The organism is Vreelandella salicampi (assembly GCF_013415105.1).
GTDB classification, from domain to species: domain Bacteria; phylum Pseudomonadota; class Gammaproteobacteria; order Pseudomonadales; family Halomonadaceae; genus Vreelandella; species Vreelandella salicampi.
In genome coordinates this window covers 123,099-146,633 of record NZ_JACCDF010000003.1, presented here as the reverse complement: position 1 = coordinate 146,633, position 23,535 = coordinate 123,099, and the positions used below count along the sequence as shown (strand labels likewise).

Here is a 23,535-nt window from a genome sequence, read left to right as displayed (position 1 = left end):
GGCTTTTGCGTATCTAATCGGTCATTTACTTTTGTGTCGCACGCCCTGCCCTGGTAAACGCTCGCGGTCATGGGGGCGATTGAAATTTAACAGCGGCCCGGCGGGCACGATGCGCGTGGGGTTGATGGTATCGTGGCTGTAATAGTAGTGGTGTTGGATGTGATCCATATTGACCGTTTCGGCTACCCCCGGCCACTGATAAAGCTCGCGCAAGTAGTTCGCTAGGTTCGGGAAGTCTTCGATCCGCTTAAGGTTGCACTTAAAGTGGCCGTGGTAAACCGCGTCAAAACGCACCAGCGTGGTAAAGAGACGAATATCCGCCTCGGTCAGCCATTCACCGGCCAGATAGCGCTGCTGACTTAAGCGTTTTTCCATCCGTTCAAGCGATTCAAAAAGCGCATGCACGTGCTTTTCATAGACGCTTTGCTCTGTCGCGAACCCTGACTTGTATACGCCATTGTTGATGTGGTCGTATACATCCGCGTTGACGGCATCGATCTCCTCGCGCAGATCTTGCGGGTAGAAATCCAACCGGTTGCCGGTTAGCTCATCAAACGCGCCGTTGAGAATACGCAGCAGATCCGCCGACTCATTGTTGACGATGGCGCAGCGCTTTTTATCCCACAGCACCGGTACCGTGACACGACCGGTGTAGTGCGGATCGGTTAGGGTATAAAGCTCGCGATGATAGGTAACGCCGTTGACGGGATCACCGCTTGAACCTTCATCCTCGTCGTAAGTCCAGCCTTGGCCCAGCATCAAGGGACTAACGTGAGACACACCCATCAGCGACTCAAGCCCCTTGAGTTTGCGCATGATAAGTATGCGGTGCGCCCAAGGGCACGCCAGCGAGACATAGAGGTGATAGCGGTCGGCTTCAGCCGGGTGCGATAAAACCCCGTCAGGTGCATCGGCTCCGACCCAATCACGCAGCTGCGCAGATTCGCGCACAAATTCACCGCCGTGCTTTTTGGTGTCGTACCACTGATCATGCCACTCACCGTTTACTAATAAGCCCATAAGGCGCCTCCTGTCAGCGTAAGCCATTGATGCTTCCAGCATACGCCCAGGCACCTAAGCCTCAAGCGGATGTTTTACGGTGCAGCGTTCGATGCTTTCGAATCGTCCGATGCGCACGCGGTAACCGCCTGTTTAAACGCAGCGGCCATAGCATGAGCGGCGGGGCCAGCACGGTCACGGTCGCGAAAAATCAGTTGAATGGGCACTTCGCGCACACCGCCTGCGGTCAGCGGCAATGGCTTCAGTTCGCCACTGGCAAGCTCATCGGCAATGCGCGTTTCGGGTAGCCAGGCAAATCCTAGGCCGCGCTTGACCATATCCAGCGACGTGTTTAGGTGACTTACCGTCCAGCGCTGTTCGGCTTTTAGCCAACCAGAATTAGTCGATTGGCGCAGCGCTGAATCCCGCACCACCAGCTGACGATATTGCGCCAGATCGCGTAAATCCAGCGCCCGGCCGAGCTGATGCAGCGCGTGCTGCGGATGAGCGACTGCGATAAAACGCACGGTCACCAGCGGCTCGCCCAAAAACCCCTGAGCCTCAAGGCCGGAAACAACAAGATCGGCTCGTCCGTCGTAGAGCATTTCGATCCCGCCATTGAGCACACTTTCATGAAGCTGGACGCGCACCTGCGGATAGGTGGTGGAAAACGCCTCCAGCGCTTTTGCCTGTGCCGCTTCGGGGAAAGTCTGGTCAATTGCCACGACCACTTCCGCCTCAAGCCCCGAGGCGAGCCTGGAGGCGACATCTTCAAGCGAGGCCGCACTCTCAATAAGTTGGCGGGCGCGGCGCAACAATAATTCACCTGCCTCGGTGAGGCGCACCTGCCGCCCGACAGGCTCCAACACCTGCACGCCGAGCTGCTCTTCCAACTTATGGACGGCGTGATTGAGCGTTGAGGGGCTCTTATGTATGGCTTCTGCCGCGCGGGCAAAGCCACCGTGGTCCACCACGGCGGCTAACATTTGCCACTGGGCAAGGGTGACACGTGACATTTCGATTTCCTCGATGCATTAGAGCAAAACTATGCGCTTAATTTTCGAAAAAACCTCACTAGAATGCCAGGAAACCGTCAATGATACCTACATTCCACCGAATTAATCGCTATCCGCACCAAAGGCGGATGGCGTAAGTAACACCTCTTGGAGGCTTCATGAACTCACGACAGCGCACCATTGATCGTCGCATTCCCGCACACCCCAGCCAAGACGGCGATGGCGTCAAGATAAAGCGCATTCATGAATTTGGCGGCGGCATAGACCCCTTTTTGATGCTTGATGAGCTTGCCGCAGACACTGATGATGCCCATATCGGAGGGTTTCCGCCGCACCCGCACCGCGGCATTCAAACGCTAACGTATGTCATCCACGGCGGTTTAACCCACGAGGACCACCTCGGCCATCGCAGTACGATTCACCCTGGCGACGCCCAATGGATGCATACCGGGCGTGGCATGGTACATTCCGAAATGCCCCTTACCGACGAAAACGGCCTGCTTGCCTTTCAGTTATGGCTCAACTTGCCTGCCAAAGAGAAGATGAGCACGCCGACCTACCGCGATGTTCGCCATGTCGAAATGCCTACGCTGACAACAGCTAGCGGCACCCTGGTTGCCTTAGGCGGCCATTGGCAGACATTAGCGGGAGAGTGCATTAGCGGTCCGCTCGATGCGCTCGCCGGGCACGGCGGCGTGAGTCACCTTACGCTTGCCGCTAACGGAGAAATCGAACTGACACAAACCGCGACGACGCTATGTGCTTATGTCTTTCGCGGTGAGCTCACCTGTGCAGGCGAAGCGGCTCGCGCGGGCGAGCTGATTCGCTTCAGCGCGGGCGAGATCCTTACGCTCAAGACAGCCAACGGCGCCCAAGCACTTCTGCTAGCAGGTGAGCCGCATCATGAGCCGATCGCTCACTATGGACCTTTTGTCATGAATACACGACATGAGCTAGATCAAGCGTTACGCGATTACCGGGATGGAACGTTCACCCATTTACCCGCTATACATTGATCTTTATGGCCGCTTAAAAAGATTTTTTTGTGGTATTGAGTCAAGAATTGGGCAAGTTGTGTTAACAAACAGCGTTTGAAAATAATAGTTTGGTGCAAAAGGGCGCCACCAGGGGCATCAAGAGCGTTTTGTGTATGCGCGTACAGTCTATGCACCTCTTGCTTCATGGGGTAAGGTTTCGCCACTAACTACATTTTTAGTCATTTTTTATTCATTACTTTTGGCGGTCTATTCACCCATGTTGCGAATCCTTCATTCGCTGCCCCGCACACACAAGTTATTGTTATTACCAGTGGCTACAATGGTCACGGTGCTGGGCACACAAAAATTAGTCACAACGTATCAAAGTCATAATGCATCAAACACGCCGGTTGAGAGCGTATATGTCCCGCTTCCCAGTGACTCGTCTCCCGGTGTTCCTTCCTTGCAGGAAGAGCGCACGACCATGGCCAGTGCGATTGGCAAAGCGTCCCGCGCGTTAGATGCGACCCGCCACCATATTCCGCTTAGTAACCTGCAAGCGATGGAAGTGGTCGACCTTGATAAGGCCGATAGCGCTTCGACGATTACCGCGACTGCCTCTGAGGCTTCTTCAAGCGCCCCCCGACCCTCCACTACGCCCGATAATCGCATGATTGATGACGGGGTTTTACATATCGCGGTGGTCGTGGGGACGCTAAGCAACGGCATGTTAGAGGCCGACAATGACACAAATATTGCCGATGCCACATCATATGAAGATTACGGCATCGAGCTTTTTGATGACGTTTCCTACTTCGATTTGGAGCTCGCCGCTGAGGAGCCGTATGTTCCTGAGTGGCAAACCCACCTTGTCGAATCTGGCGACACGTTTGCAGTGCTCGCGCAAAACAAGCTCGGCTTGGGCTATAGCGAAGTTTTAACGCTACTCGACAAATTGCCCAACGCACGCCTTCTAACCCACTGGCGTGCCGGTCAGAGCTTTGACTACCAGCTCGACGAAGATGGCCGCCTGCTTTCACTGCGCATGATGAAAAACACCCGTGAAGGGGTATTAGTCGAGCGTGGGGAAGATCAAGAAGCACAGTATGCCGTTACCCCCATTGAGCGTCAGGGTGAACCGGTGCAGCGACTATACGCGGGCAGCATCAGCGGCAGCTTTGCGCGTTCTGCCCAGGCGACGGGGTTAAATAGCGGCGCGGTGACGGAGCTCACACGCTTACTAGAGAAAAAGCTCGACTTTCGCCGTGACAGCCGCCGTGACGACACGTTTCAAGTGCTGGTCGAGTCGGACATGATTGAAGGTGAAACACTCGACTCGCGCGTTTTGGCTGTGCGCTATGAAGGCGAGCGTATGAATTTAACCGTCGTGCGTAACGCCACCGACGATAAGTTCTACACCGCTGAAGGCAAGAGCCTAGACCCCGCTTTTTCGCGTTACCCTTTTGAAGGCCGTTATCGCTTAAGCTCTAACTACAACCCCCGCCGCAAACATCCGGTCACGGGGAGAATTAGCCCGCATAATGGTACCGATTTCGCCATGCCGATTGGCTCCCCCATTACGGCCCCCGCAAACGGCCGTGTGGAACGCGTTGAAAACCACTATGCGGCGGGGCGCTATGTGGTGATTCGTCACGATAATGGTTATCGCACACGCTACCTGCACCTTTCAAAGCCGCTGGTTAGCCGTGGTCAGCGGGTAGAAATGGGTGATCGCATTGCCCTATCCGGCAACTCCGGGCGCAGTACCGGCCCCCACCTGCATTACGAAGTGCATGTAAATAACGCCCCAGTTAACGCCATGAAGGTTGATCTCCCCGAAAACACGAGCCTAAGCGGCGATACGCTTATCGCTTTCAAGCGCCAAGCAGCCCCGATGCTGGCAGCGCTAGAGAGCGGAGAAACAGGCACCGTCAACGTGGCGTCTTACCAACGCAACCCAGTGGAAAATCAGGACTAAGTACAAAACCGGCCTAACCTAGAGCTAGGTTTACTTAAAACAATAAGCCGCTTAACGTAGAGATCTCGTTAAGCGGCTTATTTGCGTTAAGACGATTTTGCGTTAAGACAATTAGTTTTACAGCGGCATTCGGCACAAAAAACTAACGTTGGTTTAGCGCATTGAGCACGCGTGCATCGCGCCGGTAAATATCCTCTCGAAATGTGACATTTCCTTCGTCATCCGGCCAGGCGGTGACGTAATGCAGCGCCACCGGAATATGCTGTGGCAGATTGACGTTAATATCGCTGCGCGACGTATTGATCAATGCTTCCAGCTGATAGCGGCTACCGGTATCTTCCAGGAGCATTCGCGCTAATTGATGCACCCCTTCCACGCGCACACACCCCGAACTCAGCGCCCGCTGATCACGTCCAAAAAGCCCTTGCGCGGGGGTATCGTGCAGATAAATCATTTCATTGTTCGGGAAGCGCACCACGACCCGCCCCAGCGGATTGGTAGCCCCCGGCGGCTGGCGCAGCATGATGTTACCTGGCGACTGCCAATCAATGTCACTGGCATTCAACACCTCACCGCTATAGTTAATCACGTTGATCCCGCGATCAGCCAAGTAAGCTGGGTTTTGCCGCAACTGTGGCAACATATCCTCCCGCATGATCGTAGGCGGAAGCGTCCAGGATGGGTTCACCGTGAGACGCGTAATCTGCGAATGAATAACCGGGGTTTCGCGCCGCGATGAGCCTACCACCACCCGCGATGACCAGCGCTCCCCATTTGGGCGCACATACGCCATACGGTAGCCGGCGATATCGACCCATACATGTGGCTCGCGCGACAGCGTAGGCGCCATCCAACGGCCCCGCTCAAGGTTGACGCGCAACTGCGCTACCCGCATAGCAATGGAGGCATTCAGCGCTTCGCGGGTTTTGCTTCCCACCACGCCATCCGTATGAAGAAGATGGCGGCGCTGAAAGCGTTTTACTGCGTTTTCAAGTTCACGGTCAAAGCGGCGCAGATCTCGCTGTTCAATATCCACGAGCGGGTACGCTTCCGGGCTTCCTGAGAGAAGCCCTGCCTCTCCCCAATAAGTCAGCCGCTGACGCAGCGTCATCACATCAGCGTGGTGCTCGCCGGGCCGCAACGGCGCCTCACGCGAAGGAAAAAAGGGCGCACTATTTTGCGTGGCCAAACCACGATACGCAGACAACGCCTCACGTAAGGGTTGATAGTAAGGCAACGCAGGTCGCGCCTGAGCAAAGGCGTTCGCCATCTCATCACTGACAACGGCTTGGGCAATAGCTGCCACCGGTAACGCTTGCAACCGCGGTGGCGCGTCCCACCGCGGCGTTACCTCACGCGGGTTCAGCTTGCCGTTTTGCAGATGCTCCAAGGCTTTTAACAGCGCGCGCGTGGCGGTGATATCAAACGCCACTTGAGCCGCCGTTCCTTGGGCTTGGCTGCGCTGATAGTTAGCTTCTAGTTGGTCGGCGCCATAATGAGACGGCGTGAGGCCGTCATCCTCTAATCCTTGAAGGGCCGCCACCAACGATTCGACCCGCGCAAGTTCCTGCCAGGCGAGCGCTTGGCCCAGGTGCTGATAAAAACGCGTAACCGGTAAGCCTTCATCGGTTTGCGCCAGCGCAAGATCGTCGTGCTCTTTTTGGCTCGACAGCTGCTCTTTCAGCGCCGCTTGTAGGTTTTGCTCCGACGCCTGCTGCGCGTTTGCCGGGGCCACCGCCGCAAGCATCAGTGCCAAACACGCCGCTAATGGCCATCCATGCCGCTCAAGCGTTGATCGTTGTCGTCGGTGAACCTCGTGCATCGCCCTCTCCTTGCGTTACGATAGCGGCATTGACGGTAACGATGCCGCGCCCTTTGACTGCTTGTACCCTTTACTCTTAATCAGGATGACCTCTATGGTGCTTCGTTTGAAAGCGTCAGCATTACTGCTTACGTTGCCTCTCAGTTTAGTTACGTTACCACTTCACGCCGCGAATTTCTTTGCCAACATTGCCGCCACACCGCCATTGCAGACCTCACCCCTTCATCATCAACTCAAGCAGCTTGCTCCCCAAGCCACTCCTGAGGCATTACGCATGGCGGCAGAAGCCCTCTCTTGCGCCGACCCAAATGCTGAGCGCCTTGCAGTAATCGATTACTCGCTGCCCTCTAGCGAGCAACGGATGTGGGTCTTTGACCTACACCAGCATAAGCTGCTTTTCGAAGAGCTGGTCTCCCACGGCCAGGGCTCTGGCGATGCGTTAGCCGAAGCCTTTTCCAATACGCCCAACAGCCACCAAACGAGCTTGGGGCTGTTTCGCACCAAGAACAGCTACTACGGCCGCAACGGCTATTCGCTACGCTTGGATGGCCTAGAACCTCAGGTCAACGACCTTGCCTATGAGCGCGCCATCGTGATTCACGGGGCCGATTACGTTAGCGAGGATTTTATTGACCAAACCGGTCGCTTGGGTCGCAGCCACGGCTGCCCAGCCGTCCGCGCTGACGTCACCTATCCGCTGATTAATAGCCTCAAAGAAGAGCAGTACGTGTTCGCTTATTATCCCGACCCCGAGTGGCTAGCGACATCGACGTTTTTAAACTGCGACACCGATACACAACTTGCCCAACGCTAAAAAACCGCCGCCTGGCAAGCCAGGCGGCGGTTATCGAACTTCTTAACACTTTTTAGCAATGCGCGTTTTTTCAGAAGTACTCGTTTTTGAAAAAGTGCTATAAGGGTTTTCCCTCAAAACTCTTCCCAATCGTCGTGATCAGCCGTTGACTTAGCTGGCGTACGCGATGGCGACGGGCGCTTTGGCGCATTGCTCGCGGGCAAGGCACTGGACGGGCGCTCCAACGCCGGCGCGTTAGAGGACTCACCCAGCACGAAGGCTTCCAGCAGATGCGACAGGTGCTCGGCCCCTTCGCGCAGGCTCTGCGCGGCCGATGAGCTTTCTTGCACCATCGACGAATTCTGCTGGGTCATTGAGTCCATTTCGGCCACGGCGGTGTTGATTTCGCCAATACCGGCGCTCTGCTCACGGGCACCCGCGCTAATTTCGGCGATCACATCGGTTACCCGCGTCACGCTTTCCATGATTTCCTGCATGGTAGAGCCCGCTTCACGCACCAGCTCCGTGCCCTCACGCGTATTCTTCATCGAGCCATCAATCAGCTCACGAATTTCGCTTGAGGCCTCGCTTGAACGGCTCGCAAGTTTGCGAACTTCTTCCGCCACCACGGCAAACCCACGCCCGTGCTCGCCGGCGCGTGCCGCCTCAACGGAGGCATTGAGGGCCAGAATATTGGTTTGGAAGGCGATCGAATCGATCATGGTAATGATATCGCCAATTTGCGTGGCGGAATCATTAATCGTGCCCATGGTGCTTTCCACCCGCTCCATGGCGTCGCTGCCGCGGCGCGCAACGTCAACGGCACTTTGTGAGAGCTGTGAAGCTTGCTCGGCGGATTGCGTGGTGTGCTGCACTGTGGAGGTAATTTCCTCCATCGACGAGGAGGTCTGCTGCAAGTTGGACGCCGACTGCTCGGTACGTGTGGCCAGCTCATTGGTGCCGCTATCGATATCCAGCGATGCCTGAAGGACCGAGCGCGATGTGCGGTGAACGTCTTGTAGCGTGAGCTGCATACGCTCGATAAACGCATTGAACTGGCGGGCCAGATTCCCCACTTCATCGTTGGATTCGACGGCGAGGCGTTGGGTCAAGTCCGCTTCGCCAGTCGCTACATCATGCATCGCAGCCGCCGCACGGCGAACCGGGCGCAATGCGCGGTGCACCAGGTAAGTGGCGACAAACCCCACGCCGACCAGGATCAAAACCGTAACAATCGTTTTAATCACTAGACCGCTGCGGAACTCGGACCATGCCAAGGCTTCCACTTCGGCCAATCCTTGATCAATATCGCTTAGGTAAATCCCTGTGCCGATCATCCAATCCCACTCAGGAATGGGAATCGCCATCGAGTGTTTGGCTTCGGTTTCGCCATTGGCCGGATTAATCCACTGATAGTCATAGAAGCTGTCGTTACCATTGCGGGCACGGTCGATCAAATCATCCACAAAAGCATTGCCTTCACTATCGGTTATACCTGACATGCTCGTGCCGATGCGATCAGGCGCGGCGGCTAACGCAATCGCCGTGCCGTCGAACTCAAAAGCAAACACATAGTTATCATTACCAAAGCGAAAGTTTTGCAAAATTTCCTGAGCGCGCGCTTGCGCTTCCTCTTCGCTTAACGCGGGGTTATCGACTAAATGCGATACCGCATTGCGTGCCGACTCGACTAAGAAACGCACGGTATTTTCACGCTCTTCGACGAGCACCTCGCGCTGCTCATCAAGGGTTTCCTGAATCCGCTCGGCGGAACTGCGCATTTCGAGCGCAAATAAAACCACCGCCAGCACCAGCATAGGTAAAAGCACCAAAAAAACCATTTTGGTCTGCAAACTAATGTTAAACCGGGATCCCTGTTGATCAGCCATTCTTGTTATACCACCTATATAAGCGTTGGAGAGCCTTGCCCATTACATCACTTTAGTGATGAGGACGCTGCAGCATGAGCCTTGTCGCGACCAAACGTTTGGCGCGCATGTAATTATTCGCGTAGCGACGATTACATACCCATCGCCGGGGATCAATGTAGCCCTTTGTCTAGGATCAAAGTTTGGCGATTTTATCCCCCTCTCAGCTTACGTCGTTCGGCTCACGCGACACGCCTTGCAATCCGCTTACGTCGGCCGCATAACGTGTCTTTAACAAGCGTGCTAACATTTTGCGCAACGACACGTCCCTGACCCCATTTAATAAGGTGCCGCATGAGTCAACTCGCCACCACGGCGCTCTCCGTTTTGGATCTCGCCCCGATCCGCCAAGGCGGCAGCGCCGCAGAAACCTTCGCCAATAGCGTCTCACTCGCCCAACTCACGGAAAAGCTGGGCTTCACGCGCTTTTGGCTGGCCGAACACCACAACATTGAAGGCATTGCCAGCGCCGCCACCTCCCTATTAATCGGCCACATTGCCAGCAACACCTCGACGCTTCGCGTGGGCAGCGGCGGCATCATGTTGCCCAACCACGCCCCGCTAGTGATTGCCGAGCAGTTTGGCACGCTGGAAACCCTCTACCCCGGCCGAATCGATCTCGGTCTAGGGCGCGCACCCGGCTCTGATGGTTTGACCATGCGCGCGCTGCGCCGCCGTCTTGAGAGCGGCGCGGATGACTTCCCGGATCAGCTAGCAGAACTGCGTCGTTACTTGGGCACGCCCGAGCCCAATCAGCGCGTCACAGCGATTCCCGGGCAGAATACGCATGTGCCCATCTGGCTTTTGGGTTCCAGCGGTTATAGCGCCCAGCTCGCCGCGCAATTAGGCTTGCCGTTTGCCTTTGCCGCGCAGTTTGCCCCTGGTTATTTGTTTGAAGCGCTGCGCCTTTACCGCGACAATTTCCGCCCTTCCGAGCACTTAGAACGCCCCTATGCGATGGTCGGATTGCCAGTCATGGCCGCAGAAAGCGATGCCATGGCGCACTATCTAGCCACGACGGCTCAACAAAAGTTTTTGAATATGATTCGAGGCCAACGCACGCAATCGCTCCCCCCGGTCGAGCAGCTGGATTGGACACCGATGGAGCGCGCCCAAGTGGATCAGTTTCTTGGCGCGGCAGTCATCGGTGGGCCTGAGAGCGTTAAAGCCGGGCTGGAAGAGATCCAAGCCCGCACCGGCGCGGACGAGCTGATGATCAATAGCGACTTTTACGATCACGCCGACCGCCTGCGCAGTTATGAAATTGTCACGGAGGTGGCGCGGTGACGACAACGCCAGCAACAGATATCACCTTCCACCCCATGAGCGAGAAAGACTTCGCCGCTTTCTGGCCGGTGTTTCAAGAGATTGTGACGTCGGCACAAACCTACACCATCGACCCAGCGATTGGCTTTGATGATGCCTACCGCCTCTGGTGCCAAGCCCCGCTTGCGACCTGGGTGGCAAAAGATGCAAGCGGCACGCTGTTAGGCAGTTACTACCTGAAAGCCAATGCCGCAGGGCCGGGCGATCATGTTTGCAACTGCGGCTACATGGTTGCCCCTGCTGCACGCGGGCAAGGCGTGGCCCGCAAGATGTGCGAGCACTCACAAACCCAGGCGAAGGCAAGCGGTTTTCTCGCCATGCAGTTTAACGCCGTGGTGGCGACCAACACGGTGGCCGTGGCACTCTGGCAGCGCCTTGGGTTTCGTATCGTCGGCACTGTACCCGAGGCGTTTCGCCACCCACAGCAAGGGCTGGTGGATACCCATGTGATGCACAAAGCGCTGATGCGCTAAGGCACTATTTTATAAGGCATTATGTTTGCCTTTCTTCACGCATGCAGCCCGCCAGAATCGCTTCTGCGGCATCACTACCCATCGCCTCTAGGTAGGCGATATTACGCTCGGGAATTTGCTCGGTATCGCCGTACGCGGCGATGGCCTTCTCTAGGCTCGCCTCGCGCAGAAGATGCAGCATCGGGTAGGGCGAACGGTTGGTGTAGTTTGCCACGTCCTCCGGTTCAGCATCGGCAAAGCAGTAATCCGGATGGAAGGTAGCGAGCTGATAAATCCCTTCATACCCCTGCTCCACCATCAGCGACTCGGCAAGATCGACAAAATCCAGGTAATGCTCGAAGTCGCGAAACAGCGTGGGGAAAACCAGTAGCGAGGTTTCGGCCTGCTCGTGCTCGTCGAGCCACGCCATCTCCGCCATTAGCTCCTCAAGTGCAACCGCCATCTTTTTTGAGCGCACAACCTCGATACGTACGCTGTCACGCTCGACTTCGCGCTGAGCAAACGGGCAAATGGTGTGGGCCACGATAAAATCTCGCACCCAGTGAAGCGTTTGCGCTTTCACCGCGCCGTCTCTATCCATCAAATTCTCACTCTCCACTAAACTCTCTCTATCAACCGAATTCTCGCTATCAACCGAAGTGTTTGCGTTCGCCGTGTTATCCCCGTGCTGCATGAAGACCTCTTTCGGGTAAAACATGTTCTATTAAAAAGTGCCCGCTTGAAAGCGGCCTTGCCCCCCCACCGGTGTGGGCCTGGCAGTTAGCACCCAACTCGCGCATCATAGCGCTTTCTTTCTCGACTTCCTTTAGGCTCTTCCCTCTTTTATGTCTCGTGCCGCTCCTTATCCACCGCCGTCCAACCCGCTAAGCGGTTTTTTCGGCGTATTTCGCTATAGCCGCCGCGCGCTTTCACTCGTGTGGCAAACGTCTCCCGCGATGATGCTGGGCCTAGCACTGTGTACCTTGGTGGCAGGCGTACTCCCCGCCGTGGCGACTTGGGTCGGCCAGTTGATCGTCGACGGCGTGGTCAGCGCTATGGAGACCTACCAGGCCGCGGACGAACCCGATCTATGGCTAACGATTACGCCGGTGCTCGGCTGGGTCGCGCTGGAGGGCGGCATCATCGCACTGATTGCGCTGGCCCAGCGCGGCCTCTCGGCGCAGCAGTCGCTGCTGCGTGCGTTGCTGGGGCAGAAAGTCAACGTGATGATTCTGGAAAAAGCCGGCACGCTCTCGCTTGGCCAGTTTGAGGATTCCGAGCTATACGACAAGCTCACCCGCGCACGCCGGGAAGCTTCCACACGCCCGCTGGGGCTGGTGAATAAAACCTTTAGCCTGCTGCAAAACGCCATTTCGCTGGCAAGCTTTGGCGTACTCTTGGTGCAGTTTTCGCCCTGGGCGCTGTTGATTCTTATCGCGGGCGCGCTGCCCGTATTTATCTCCGAGGCTAAGTTTTCCGGCGATGCGTTTCGGTTATTTCGTTGGCGCTCGCCGCAAACGCGCATGCAAATGTACCTGGAAACCGTGCTCGCCCGCGAAGACAGCATCAAAGAGGTCAAGCTATTCGGTTTGGAGCCACTCTTTTTACAGCGTTACCGGGACATTTTCACGCGCCTTTTTAGCGAGGAACGGCGTCTGACCCTACGCCGTGAAAGCTGGGGGTTTGTCCTAGGTCTGCTCGGCACGCTGACCTTCTACGGCGCCTACGGTTGGGTAGTGGTGGAAACCATCACCGGGGCGCTAACGCTGGGGCAGATGACCATGTATTTGATGGTGTTCAAGCAAGGGCAAGCCGCGCTTTCGGCAAGCCTTACCGCCATCAGCGGCATGTACGAAGATAATCTTTATCTCTCCAATTTATACGAATACCTTGAACAGCCCACCGACGTAGAACACGGCGCGTTAACCCAAGGCGAAGTGCCCGGCGACGGTCTACGCTTTGAAAGCGTGAGTTTCGCCTACCCCGGCGGTCAAGCGGTTTTGCACGATATTTCCTTGCATCTCAAACCAGGGCAAAGCCTCGCCCTGGTGGGGGAAAACGGCTCGGGCAAAACCACACTGATCAAACTTTTGACCCGTCTTTACCACCCAACGCAAGGGCGTATTTTGCTGGACGGCAGTGACCTCCGCGACTGGGATGCGACGGCGCTACGCGAGCGAACCGGGGTGATTTTTCAAGACTTTGTACGCTACCAGCTGCAAGTAGGAGAAAACCTTGGGGTGGGCGATACGCACGCCTTTAACGATGAACAACGCTGGCAGCGCGCCGCCCACCACGGCATGGCCGATGGCTTTATCGACCACATGACAAGTGGTTATCGCACCCAGCTGGGACGCTGGTTCAAAAACGGGCAGGAGCTTTCCGGTGGCCAGTGGCAGAAAATCGCCCTCTCTCGTGCCTACATGCGCGAAAACGCCGATATCCTGGTGCTGGATGAGCCCACTGCCGCCATGGACGCCGCCGCCGAAGCAGAAGTCTTTGCCCGCTTTCGCGAACATAGCCGCAACAAAATGACCATATTGATCTCTCACCGTTTCTCAACGGTCAGAAGCGCCGAGCATATTGTGGTGATTGGTCAAGGGCGGATCATCGAGCACGGCACGCACGACGCATTGTTAGCGCAAAACGGCCGCTACGCCACGCTCTTTCGTTTGCAAGCCAAAGGCTATCAGTAAAACTATCTACAAAACTATCTAAAAAACCATCTCAAAAACTATCTCAAAAACTATCTACAAAACGATCAGTAAAAAAAGCTTTACCATTAATGCTTGGCAATGGTGCATAGATGTTGACAGTTGTGCACAGTGGTAGAGTCAGGTATAGCTGATCGGATATTCGTTAGCAGAACACCAATAACCGCAACTAAGGGAGATCCAACGTGAAAATTGGTGCACCTAAAGAGCTCGCCAAGGGTGAAGCGCGTGTCGCGCTAACCCCAGAAAGCGCGCTGCAACTGCAAAAGCTAGGGCACGACTGCTTTATCGAAGCCGGTGCCGGGACGCTTGCTGGCTTTGATGATCAGGCGTATCGCGATGCCGGTGTAAGCGTCGTGGAAGGCGCCGAGTCACTTTGGCAAACGGTCGATACCGTGATCAAAGTCCGCGAACCCAGCGATGCCGAAACCCAGCATCTGCGCGAAGGGCAAACGCTGATCAGTTTTTTCTGGCCAGGGCAGAACGAGGCGCTGCTAGAAAAGTGCAAAGCCCAAGGCGCCACCGTGATGGCGATGGACATGGTGCCGCGTATTTCCCGCGCTCAGAAGATGGACGCGCTTTCCTCCATGGCCAACATCGCCGGTTACCGCTCGGTGATAGAAGCCGGTAACAACTTTGGGCGCTTTTTTACCGGCCAGGTCACGGCCGCCGGTAAAGTGCCACCGGCTAAAGTGCTGGTGATTGGCGCAGGTGTTGCCGGGCTTTCCGCCATTGGCACCGCCACCAGTCTCGGTGCGGTGGTACGCGCCTTTGACGTGCGCCCGGAAGTCGCCGAGCAGATCGAATCCATGGGCGCTGAGTTCTTGTTTCTCGACTTTGAGGACAGCCAGGACGGTGCCGAAACCGGTGGTTACGCCTCGCCCTCTAGCCCAGAATTTCGCGAAAAGCAGCTTGAGTGCTTCCGCGAGCAAGCCCCCGATATCGATATCGTTATCACCACCGCGCTGATTCCCGGCAAGCCCGCGCCCAAACTGTGGCTCGAGGATATGGTCAAGGCCATGAAGCCGGGCTCGGTGATTATCGATTTGGCCGCTGAAAAAGGCGGCAACTGCGATTTAACCAAGCCCGATGAGCGGGTGGTGAGCGACAATGGCGTCGTGGTGGTTGGCTACACCGACTTCCCCTCGCGCATGGCAACGCAAGCTTCGCTACTTTACGCCACTAACGTCCGCCACATGCTTACGGATCTTACGCCGGAAAAAGACGGCCAGATCGTGCATGACATGGAAGACGATGTCATTCGTGGCGCCACGGTGACCCACCAAGGTGAAATCACCTTCCCACCGCCGCCGCCCAAGGTGAAGGCCATCGCGGCAGCGAAGCCCAAACCCAAGGAAAAAGAGCCAACGCCGGAGGAGAAAAAAGCCGCCGAGCTTGCGACGTTCAAAGCGCAAACCAAGCGCCAGGCCACGCTTCTCGGTGTCGGCGGCGCAATCATGCTGCTACTCGGTCAAGTCGCTCCAGCGTCTTTCATGCAGCACTTTATCGTTTTTGCGCTCGCCTGCTTCGTCGGCTTCCAGGTGATCTGGAACGTCAGCCACTCGTTGCATACACCACTGATGGCGGTGACTAACGCCATTTCTGGGATCATCATCCTAGGCGCGGTACTGCAGATCGGCTCCGGTAGCGGGGTTGTGACGCTGATGGCGTCCATTTCAGTGCTGATCGCGACGATCAATATTGTCGGTGGCTTTTTGGTCACTCGCCGTATGCTGGCCATGTTCCAAAAATCTTAAACCGCGGAGGCAACCCATGCTAAGTCAAGGATTCGTGTCTGCCGCGGCAATCGCGGCAAGTGTTCTGTTCATCCTCTCCCTAGGGGGGTTGAGCAATCAAGAAAAAGCCAAACGGGCGGTGTGGTACGGCATCGTCGGTATGGCCGTCGGGGTCTTTTTCACTGCCTTCGGCCCTGGTATTGGCGCTTATGGCTGGATGATCCCGATGATGGTCATCGGTGCAGGTATTGGTGTTTATGTGGCGAAAAAGGTCGATATGACCGAAATGCCGCAACTCGTTGCCGCACTGCACAGCTTTGTCGGCCTAGCCGCCGTGTTCGTCGGCTGGAGCGCCGACTTGGAGCGTCGCCGCGTTATGGCGGCTCGCGCGGTTGAAGCCGGTACCGAGCAGTTCTCTGCCTTTGCGGCCCTGGTAGCCACCAAAGCGCCAGACGAGCTGATGTTTTTGCAGATCGAGGTAGTGCTGGGTGTGTTCATCGGCGCGGTGACCTTCACCGGCTCGGTCGTAGCCTTCGGCAAGCTAGCGGGCAAGGTAGACGGCAAGGCTAAGCAGCTACCCGGCGGCCATGCGCTCAACGCGGGCGCCGCAGCGCTTTCGCTACTGCTGGCGATTCTTTACATTAGCGGCGCCGGTTTCTGGACGCTCTTGCTGATCGCGCTGCTGGCGTTCTTCATCGGCTATCACCTGATCATGGGCATTGGCGGCGCCGATATGCCGGTGGTGGTATCGATGCTCAACAGCTACTCAGGCTGGGCGGCGGCAGCCATCGGTTTCACGCTCTCCAACGATCTCTTGATCGTGACCGGTGCGCTGGTCGGCTCCTCGGGTGCGATTCTCTCTTACATCATGTGTAAAGCGATGAACCGCAACTTCGTCAGCGTCATCCTCGGCGGTTTCGGTGGCAGCCAAGGCCCGGCGGCGGAGATTGAGGGCGAGCAGATTGCCATCGACGCCGGTGGCGTAGCCAGTGCGCTTAACGATGCTGACAGCGTGGTGATCGTACCGGGCTACGGCATGGCGGTCGCTCAGGCGCAGAACGCCGTCAGCGAGCTAACCCGCAAGCTACGTGCATCGGGCAAGAACGTGCGTTTTGGTATTCACCCGGTGGCAGGTCGTCTCCCTGGGCACATGAACGTGCTGCTGGCCGAAGCCAAAGTGCCCTACGATATCGTGCTGGAAATGGACGAAATCAACGACGATCTCGCTTCTACCGATGTGGTGATCGTTATCGGTTCCAACGATATCGTCAACCCGGCTGCAGAAGACGATCCCAATAGCCCCATCGCCGGCATGCCGGTATTGAAAGTGTGGGAAGCCAAGCAGGTATTCGTGTGTAAACGCGGCCAAGGTACCGGCTACTCGGGCATCGAGAACCCGCTGTTCTTCAAGGAGAACACCCGGATGTTCTACGGCGATGCTAAAGGCAGCATCGAGTCACTACTACCGCAAATCGACTAAACCAACGGGACCAACGAACCCAACGGCACGTCATAACGCCCCCAACATTGGGGGCGTTTTAGTTCCTCACGACGCGTTTGCATGACAAAAAGCGCGGGAATGAAATAATACCATGCTGCACTGCAACAAAACTCAGCTACACTGGTAGGGCAGTCCCAAAGGAGGAATGCCAACCATGACACACTACCCCCTGTATGATTGCGAAGTGCTGCGTGCTTGGCTACATCAAGCACAGTGGCAACGCGATTTTGTCGAGGCTTTTAGCGTTTACTGCGATAAATAACCTACGGCATTAGATGTAAAAAAGTAACCAAGCCGGGCAAACGCCCGGCTTTTTATTTATGTGAAAACCCTTTCCATTCAGTCAAGTAAGCGTTATCTAATGCTTACGTTTTTCGTCAGTAAGCTAGTCGTTCAATCAAACAAGCTCATTCGCTTCATCACGTTATCGCGCTTGATCCACCAGTGATATAACGCGCCGATAACATGAAGGGTAATCAGCACGATAAGCAACCAGCCAACGCGCTCATGCCAAAGAAACAACGTTTCTGAGAGCGCTTTGTTTTCGCCGACCACGCTTGGCAGCGTCCAATAGAAAAACTGTACGGGAAAGCCGCCCGTTGCCGTGGCCAACGCACCGAGCATGGGCATCACCACTAGTGCCAAATAAAGCAGGTGATGAACGCTCGTGCTGACGAGGCGCTCAAAGGTGTTTAACGGCGGATCGTGATCCGGCACGACAAATGCCAGCCGGGTAATAATGCGCAGAGTCATCAATAACAGTAACGTGATACCCAGCGTTTTATGCGCCGTATAAAGCGCATTCGTCAACGTTTCACCGATTAGCGCAACCGCCCGCTCAAATCCCAGAAAGCCCAGCGTAAGCCCGCTTGCCAGTGAGAATAAAACGCCCAAAGCTACTAGCCAATGCAGCACTCGATGCGGATAAATATAATGGTCCAATTCATGCATGAAAGACTCCTTGGCACTCGCCTCGTCAATTGATGAAAACTTAGTTTAGGCAATTCTGCTGCTAAAATCGCCGATCTTGATATTTCTTGCCCAGCATTTTCCCAGCCGTTATCATCTATCACCCTGCATGGCATCTAATTGATGCCTGTGCTCAACGCAAGAAACACCATGAGGAATCTCCATGGTAGATTTCAAACGCTTCACCCCATTGCTGTGTTTTATCGTTCTGCTACTTGGCGGTCTCAATACCGCTTATGCGGATGATGTCACCCAGAAAGGCAAAGCCTCCTATTACAGCGACCGCTTCCAAGGCGCCACTACCGCCAGCGGCGAAACTTTCAACCAGCAAGCCTTAACAGCGGCTCACCCGAGTTTGCCTTTCGGCACCAAAGTACTCGTCACACGGCCAGATACCGGACAAGCAGTGGAAGTGATCATCAACGACCGCGGCCCTTACGTGCAAGGCCGGATTATTGACCTTTCCAAACGCGCAGCGCGCCAATTGGACATGCTGAAACGCGGCGTCGCGCCGGTTCTAGTGACTCAGTTGAATTAAGCGGTTTATACCGCCCTCTGATGGCAGCGCTTATGAAGCGCTTTCATCGTCTCCGCCAGCGCTAATACGGGCCCTTCCACCGCAAGTCCCGGCACGACTTGTTCAATGGGAAGCGTTGCCACCGGAGGTGGCCCTACGCCGAACTCCTGCAACCATTCGCTTAGCTGCGCGGATGAGCTGACATAAACAATCCGTCCAAGCCCGACCCAGCCATGCGCCGCCGCACACATTGGGCAGTGCTCACCTGAAGTGTAAACCGTCGCCTCAGCGCGCGCTCTTGGTGTCATGTTTGCCGCCGCCCAACGCGCCAGTGCAAACTCAGGGTGCCGGGTCGCATCTCCACCCGCGATACGGTTTCGATCTTCCGCTAACACCTCGCCATCGCGGCTCACCAGCACGCTACCAAACGGCTCGTCCCCCGCATTCAGCGCCTCCTCTGCCAACACCACACAGCGCTTCAGATACGGCATTTCATGTTCAGCAATCATCGCCCGCCCCTTAGTAAGATACCGCTTTACTTTAGTGCGAATCGGCCCGTGATACGAGCCCCTGAAATTGACGCAAAGATGCCTACCACGCCTGTAAAGGACGTACTTGTTAAGGCAAGTGATAATAAAAGCAAAAGGCAACGTTGCCACACAAAATGAAGCAGAAAAGGCGAAAAAACCAGTGGGATTGGGGAAGAAGGGATATTCCGAGGGAAAGATGGTGGGCCCAGCTGGACTCGAACCAGCGACCAAAGAATTATGAGTTCTCTGCTCTAACCAACTGAGCTATGGGCCCGTAAAGCGCGAGTATGATAGCGAAAGACGGATAGCGAGGCTAGCCCCTATTCACTATCCGCCTTGGTAGATTTCGTTATAGCCCGAGATGATGGGCAACGTAGTCGGCGTCTTTATCACCTCGGCCAGAGAGATTCACCAGAATATGCTGGTCTGCTGGTAGCTTCGGTGCCTCGCGCAGAGCCCAAGCAACGGCATGTGCGCTTTCCAGCGCGGGAATGATGCCTTCGACCCGCGAAAGCATGAGAAAGGCGTCCAAGCACTCTGCGTCGGTCGCACTTTGGTAGTCGACTCGACCGACCTCCTTGAGGTAGCTGTGCTGCGGCCCTACACCGGGGTAATCAAGGCCCGATGCAATCGAATGTACCGGCATGACGTTACCAGCATCGTCTTCCAGCACGTAGCAAGCCATGCCGTGAATCTCACCAGGCTTACCCAGCGTCAGCGTGGCGGAGTGACGTTTTGTGTCGAGCCCTTCGCCCGCCGGCTCCACACCCACCAGATGAACGCTTGCGTCATCAAGAAAGGCGGTGAACATCCCAATAGCGTTGGAGCCACCGCCTACACAAGCAGTGACATGGTCAGGAAGACAGCCATGACGTTCAAGGAACTGATGGCGTGCCTCGCGGCCGATGACCGACTGGAAATCGCGTACCATCTTGGGGAAAGGATGCGGCCCTACCACCGAGCCAATGGCATAGATGAACTGCTGCGGATCCTTAAGATACTCCTCAAAAGCACTGTCTACTGCATCCTTGAGCGTTGCTATACCCCGCGTCACGGGCACCAGCTTGCAACCAAGAATCTTCATCTTGGTCACATTAGGGTGCTCTTTCTCGATGTCCACCTGGCCCATGTGGATCTCGCAGGGAATGCCTACCAGCGCACAGGCGGTCGCCAGGGCCACGCCGTGCTGGCCAGCACCGGTCTCGGCAATCACCTTGGTCTTACCCATGAACTTGGCCAGTAGCGCCTCGCCCAGGCAGTGATTGATCTTATGGGCACCGGTGTGGTTTAAGTCTTCGCGCTTAAGGTGAATCTGCGCGCCGCCAAGCTTCGTGGAAAGTCGCCGAGCATGAAAAATCGGACTGGGCCGACCGACGTAGTCGGCCAAAAGCTCAGCCAGCTCCTGCTGAAAGTCCTCGCGATGGCGAATCTCCTCGTAGGCAGCATCGATATCATCCATTACCGCCTTAAGTTCAGGCGGGATGTGCTGTCCGCCAAAGCGGCCAAAGTAGCCCTGCGCGTCAGGAAGATTAACAAAGGGGGAGTGACTCATCGCATTTCCTTAAGGCAAACAAAATCTTAAAGCAGTTTGCCCGGCCGTCTCAGCGCTGTCGAGACGACCTTGGGCGAGGCCTACGGTGCCAAGCGTTCGCTTAACCATTTACCGATGTCTTGCACTTGCTGAGGGCAAAGCGCATGCGCCATGGAATACTGGCGATAATCGGCCGGATAGCCAAGCGCTTTGACCTTATCAAACCCCGCACGCCCGAGTGTTTCTGGCACGACGGGGTCAAAGTTGCCGTGATGCACCTCAATGGGAATGGAGCGATTCACCTCGGCGAGCTCGATGCTGTCAGCGGTGGCAAAGTAAGTCGACATCGCCAAAAGCCCGCCCAACGGCTGCGAAAAAGAGAGCGCCGCGTGATAGGCGACAGCGCCGCCCTGAGAGAAGCCTGCCATGATAATCCGACGGCTATCGATGCCTTGATCGATCTGCTCTTCCATCAGCGCCTGAATACGCTCGGCCGACTTTTTCAGCTGCACTTCATCCACCCGGCGCCCTAAGTCCATGGCTAAAATATCGTACCAAGCGGGAATGATCATCCCGCCGTTGACGGTGACGGGTAAGCGCGGGGCATGAGGCATAATGAAACGCACGTTAGCGTTTTCCGGCAGTGCGAGCGCCGGCACTAGCGGTTCAAAGTCGTGGCCATCAGCCCCTAAACCATGAAGAATAAAAACGCAGGCATCGGCTGGTTGGCCACTCTTCGGTTCAATTATCAGTTCGCCTGATTCACTCATCAGCATCTTCCTTACACATAAAAGCGACACCCTAGCGCAAAGCAACGTTGACGGCGAGACATTGCCAGCTTAAAACGGCCAAATCAACGGAATAAGCGTCAAGGCAATCGCGCCGGTCAGTAGGTTCAAACCAGCGCCAACGCGCAAAAAGTCGCCGATGCCGTAGCCACCAGGGCCGTGCACCATTAAGTTGGTTTGATAACCAATCGGGGTGAGAAAGCTTGCCGAGGCCGCAAACATCACCGTCACCACATAGGGCATCGGATTAACGCCCAGGCTTTCCGCTGCCGCCATGACCACCGGAAAGATGATCACCGCGGCGGCATTATTAGTGACTAGCTCTGTAAGCACTGCCACGACGCAGTAAGTGCCAATTAGCAGTAGCAGCGGGCTGCCAGCCACCAGAGAAAGGATTTCCCCAGCGATTTCATCGGCAGCTCCAGAACTTTGCAGCGCCGCGCCTACGCCAAACGAAGCGGCAATGGTCAGTAGCACCTGGGTATCTAGCCCGCGCTTGGCAGCCCCCACGCTGCAGCAGCCGGCTAACAACGAAAGCGACGCTCCCAGCATGGCAGCGTTTAGCATACTCAATACGCCGACTGCAGCCAGCAATACGGCGCCCAACAGAATCGCCCAGGCCAGCGGCGCTTTCTCGTGTACCGGGCGCGCTGCGCCGTTAAGCTCGCTGATCAGCAGAAAGTCTTTCGATTGGCGGTGACGTTCGATAAACGGCGGGCGCGCTTCCAACAACAGCACATCGGCAGGCTGTAAACGCACCTGCCCCAGGTTGCCTGTCACTCGCTCACCGCCACGGCAAACAGCCAACACGGCGGCGCCATACAGGGTTCTAAAGTGCCCATCGCGGATGCTCTGGCCGATAAATTGACACTGATTGGATACCACCGCCTCTACCAGCCGGCGCTCCTTAAACTCTTTTTCTAGACTGGAAGCGCCATCATGGGAAGGAATCAAACCGCGTATCTGCTGTAGCTCAACGGCTGCATCTGAGGTGCCCGCAAACACTAACCGGTCGCCTGCTTTTAGCCGCTCCCCTGGCCCCACCACGCTAACCACGTTACCGGCACGCTCAATTTCGACCAGAAATAGCTCCTGTAAATGGCGCAGACCCGCTTCTTCTACCGTGCGGTCAACCAGCACCCCCGCAGGGTCGACTTCCATTTCAATGGTGAACTCGCGGGGGTTGGCAAATGCTTTTGCCATGCCATCCCGGGAAGGCAACAGGCGCGGCCCCAATAAGATCAAATAACTAAGCCCAATGACTGCGACAGGAACACCCACCCAGGCCAAATCAAACAGCCCCATGGCAAGGTCGGGGTAGCGCTCGACCAGTAATCCATGCACCACCAAGTTAGTGCTGGTACCGAATAGGGTAATCGTCCCGCCGAGAATCGACGCGAAGCTCAGCGGCATCAAAAGCCGCTGCGGAGAGAGCCGTAGCCGACGACTCCAGCTCATCACCGCTGGAATGTAGGTCGCTACTACCGGCGTGTTATTAAGAAAGCCGCTTAACGAGGCGACTGGCAACAGTAGGCGCACAAGCGCGCCCCGCTCCCCGGTAGGCCGGCCTAAGACATAGCGAATGATCAGATCGATGCCGCCGGTTTCACGGATGCTGGCCACTAAAACGTACATAAACGCGACGGTAAACAGGCCGCTATTTGAAAAACCGCCTAGCGCCTGCTGCGGATCGATAACGCCCAGGGTCATCAACACCACTACCGCACCCAGCAGAATAATATCGGGGCCAAGACGCGACAGCGTCATTAGCGGGAAGATAGTGAGCACTACCCCAACCGCAATCCAAGCATCCAGCGACATAGCCCCGCGTCCTTAGTAGAAAGCTTAATAAAAAGACGTAACGAAAAACATGGGCTATTGTGCCGCGTTACGGATATTCTAAAAAGTTATTTTTAGAAACACAGTAAGATCAAAATAATATAAATCTGGTGAGGTGT

Annotated in this window: 19 protein-coding genes and 1 tRNA gene; 9 read left to right on the top strand and 11 right to left on the bottom strand. The window is 56.0% G+C overall.

What is annotated here, in order from left to right:
* Nucleotides 1-21: 21 nt before the first annotated feature.
* Together HZS81_RS05785 and HZS81_RS05780 are read right to left on the bottom strand one after the other, a co-directional pair.
* Nucleotides 22-1,020, bottom strand: coding sequence for a glutathione S-transferase family protein (locus HZS81_RS05785; RefSeq protein WP_179929609.1), 999 nt, complete (start codon nt 1,018-1,020; stop codon nt 22-24).
* 74 nt (nt 1,021-1,094) lie between these two features.
* A complete protein-coding gene (locus tag HZS81_RS05780) occupies nt 1,095-2,015 on the bottom strand; it encodes a LysR family transcriptional regulator (protein ID WP_179929608.1) in 921 nt (306 codons plus the stop codon).
* Between the two features lie 158 nt (nt 2,016-2,173).
* On the opposite strand from HZS81_RS05780, the gene HZS81_RS05775 reads away from it, so the two are divergent.
* Nucleotides 2,174-3,031 carry a pirin family protein gene (locus tag HZS81_RS05775; protein WP_179929607.1) on the top strand — a complete coding sequence of 286 codons (858 nt, stop codon included), beginning with the start codon at nt 2,174-2,176 and terminating at the stop codon, nt 3,029-3,031.
* 238 nt (nt 3,032-3,269) lie between these two features.
* The gene (locus HZS81_RS05770; RefSeq protein WP_179929606.1) at nt 3,270-4,970 is read left to right on the top strand and encodes a peptidoglycan DD-metalloendopeptidase family protein; all 1,701 of its coding nucleotides are present in this window, start codon (nt 3,270-3,272) and stop codon (nt 4,968-4,970) included.
* Between the two features lie 142 nt (nt 4,971-5,112).
* Here the strand turns inward: HZS81_RS05770 and HZS81_RS05765 are convergent, their stop codons facing one another.
* The gene (locus HZS81_RS05765) at nt 5,113-6,792 is read right to left on the bottom strand and encodes a L,D-transpeptidase family protein (protein WP_241697386.1); all 1,680 of its coding nucleotides are present in this window, start codon (nt 6,790-6,792) and stop codon (nt 5,113-5,115) included.
* 94 nt (nt 6,793-6,886) lie between these two features.
* Here HZS81_RS05765 and HZS81_RS05760 point away from each other — a divergent pair, with 94 nt between their 5' ends.
* The gene (locus tag HZS81_RS05760; RefSeq protein ID WP_179929605.1) at nt 6,887-7,606 is read left to right on the top strand and encodes a murein L,D-transpeptidase catalytic domain family protein; all 720 of its coding nucleotides are present in this window, start codon (nt 6,887-6,889) and stop codon (nt 7,604-7,606) included.
* A 113-nt stretch (nt 7,607-7,719) separates the two neighbouring features.
* Here the strand turns inward: HZS81_RS05760 and HZS81_RS05755 are convergent, their stop codons facing one another.
* Nucleotides 7,720-9,414: a methyl-accepting chemotaxis protein gene (locus HZS81_RS05755; RefSeq protein WP_338401816.1), complete on the bottom strand. Its 1,695-nt coding sequence runs from the start codon at nt 9,412-9,414 to the stop codon at nt 7,720-7,722.
* Nucleotides 9,415-9,807: 393 nt separating this feature from the next.
* On the opposite strand from HZS81_RS05755, the gene HZS81_RS05750 reads away from it, so the two are divergent.
* Nucleotides 9,808-10,800, top strand: coding sequence for an LLM class flavin-dependent oxidoreductase (locus HZS81_RS05750; RefSeq protein WP_179929603.1), 993 nt, complete (start codon nt 9,808-9,810; stop codon nt 10,798-10,800).
* Complete coding sequence (locus tag HZS81_RS05745; RefSeq protein WP_338401815.1) at nt 10,797-11,312, top strand: GNAT family N-acetyltransferase; 516 nt, start codon at nt 10,797-10,799, stop codon at nt 11,310-11,312. The genes HZS81_RS05750 and HZS81_RS05745 overlap by 4 nt, the downstream gene beginning before the upstream one ends.
* A gap of 19 nt (nt 11,313-11,331) precedes the next feature.
* Here the strand turns inward: HZS81_RS05745 and HZS81_RS05740 are convergent, their stop codons facing one another.
* Complete coding sequence (locus HZS81_RS05740) at nt 11,332-11,892, bottom strand: DUF1415 domain-containing protein (protein ID WP_179929696.1); 561 nt, start codon at nt 11,890-11,892, stop codon at nt 11,332-11,334.
* A 244-nt stretch (nt 11,893-12,136) separates the two neighbouring features.
* Between HZS81_RS05740 and HZS81_RS05735 the strand changes: the two genes are divergently transcribed.
* The 3 genes from HZS81_RS05735 to HZS81_RS05725 all read left to right on the top strand — a co-directional run bounded on the left by HZS81_RS05735 (nt 12,137) and on the right by HZS81_RS05725 (nt 17,221).
* A complete protein-coding gene (locus HZS81_RS05735) occupies nt 12,137-13,987 on the top strand; it encodes an ABC transporter ATP-binding protein (RefSeq protein WP_179929602.1) in 1,851 nt (616 codons plus the stop codon).
* Between the two features lie 203 nt (nt 13,988-14,190).
* Nucleotides 14,191-15,762, top strand: a complete 1,572-nt coding sequence (locus HZS81_RS05730) for a Re/Si-specific NAD(P)(+) transhydrogenase subunit alpha (protein ID WP_179929601.1) — start codon at nt 14,191-14,193, stop codon at nt 15,760-15,762.
* A gap of 16 nt (nt 15,763-15,778) precedes the next feature.
* Entirely contained in the window at nt 15,779-17,221 is a 1,443-nt protein-coding gene (locus tag HZS81_RS05725) for an NAD(P)(+) transhydrogenase (Re/Si-specific) subunit beta (RefSeq protein WP_179929600.1), read from the top strand.
* 414 nt (nt 17,222-17,635) lie between these two features.
* On the opposite strand, the gene HZS81_RS05720 is transcribed toward HZS81_RS05725, so the two are convergent.
* A complete protein-coding gene (locus HZS81_RS05720; RefSeq protein WP_179929599.1) occupies nt 17,636-18,193 on the bottom strand; it encodes a cytochrome b in 558 nt (185 codons plus the stop codon).
* Between the two features lie 181 nt (nt 18,194-18,374).
* Here HZS81_RS05720 and HZS81_RS05715 point away from each other — a divergent pair, with 181 nt between their 5' ends.
* Entirely contained in the window at nt 18,375-18,749 is a 375-nt protein-coding gene (locus HZS81_RS05715) for a septal ring lytic transglycosylase RlpA family protein (protein WP_179929598.1), read from the top strand.
* 5 nt (nt 18,750-18,754) lie between these two features.
* Here the strand turns inward: HZS81_RS05715 and HZS81_RS05710 are convergent, their stop codons facing one another.
* The 5 genes from HZS81_RS05710 to HZS81_RS05690 form a co-directional block, all read right to left on the bottom strand.
* Nucleotides 18,755-19,237 carry a nucleoside deaminase gene (locus HZS81_RS05710; RefSeq protein ID WP_179929597.1) on the bottom strand — a complete coding sequence of 161 codons (483 nt, stop codon included), beginning with the start codon at nt 19,235-19,237 and terminating at the stop codon, nt 18,755-18,757.
* 218 nt (nt 19,238-19,455) lie between these two features.
* Nucleotides 19,456-19,532, bottom strand: a tRNA-Ile gene (locus HZS81_RS05705).
* 75 nt (nt 19,533-19,607) lie between these two features.
* Nucleotides 19,608-20,810, bottom strand: coding sequence for a tryptophan synthase subunit beta (gene trpB, locus HZS81_RS05700; protein ID WP_179929596.1), 1,203 nt, complete (start codon nt 20,808-20,810; stop codon nt 19,608-19,610).
* An 80-nt stretch (nt 20,811-20,890) separates the two neighbouring features.
* Complete coding sequence (locus tag HZS81_RS05695; protein WP_179929595.1) at nt 20,891-21,559, bottom strand: alpha/beta hydrolase; 669 nt, start codon at nt 21,557-21,559, stop codon at nt 20,891-20,893.
* A gap of 69 nt (nt 21,560-21,628) precedes the next feature.
* The gene (locus HZS81_RS05690; RefSeq protein ID WP_179929594.1) at nt 21,629-23,398 is read right to left on the bottom strand and encodes an SLC13 family permease; all 1,770 of its coding nucleotides are present in this window, start codon (nt 23,396-23,398) and stop codon (nt 21,629-21,631) included.
* Between the last annotated feature and the right edge of the window lie 137 nt (nt 23,399-23,535).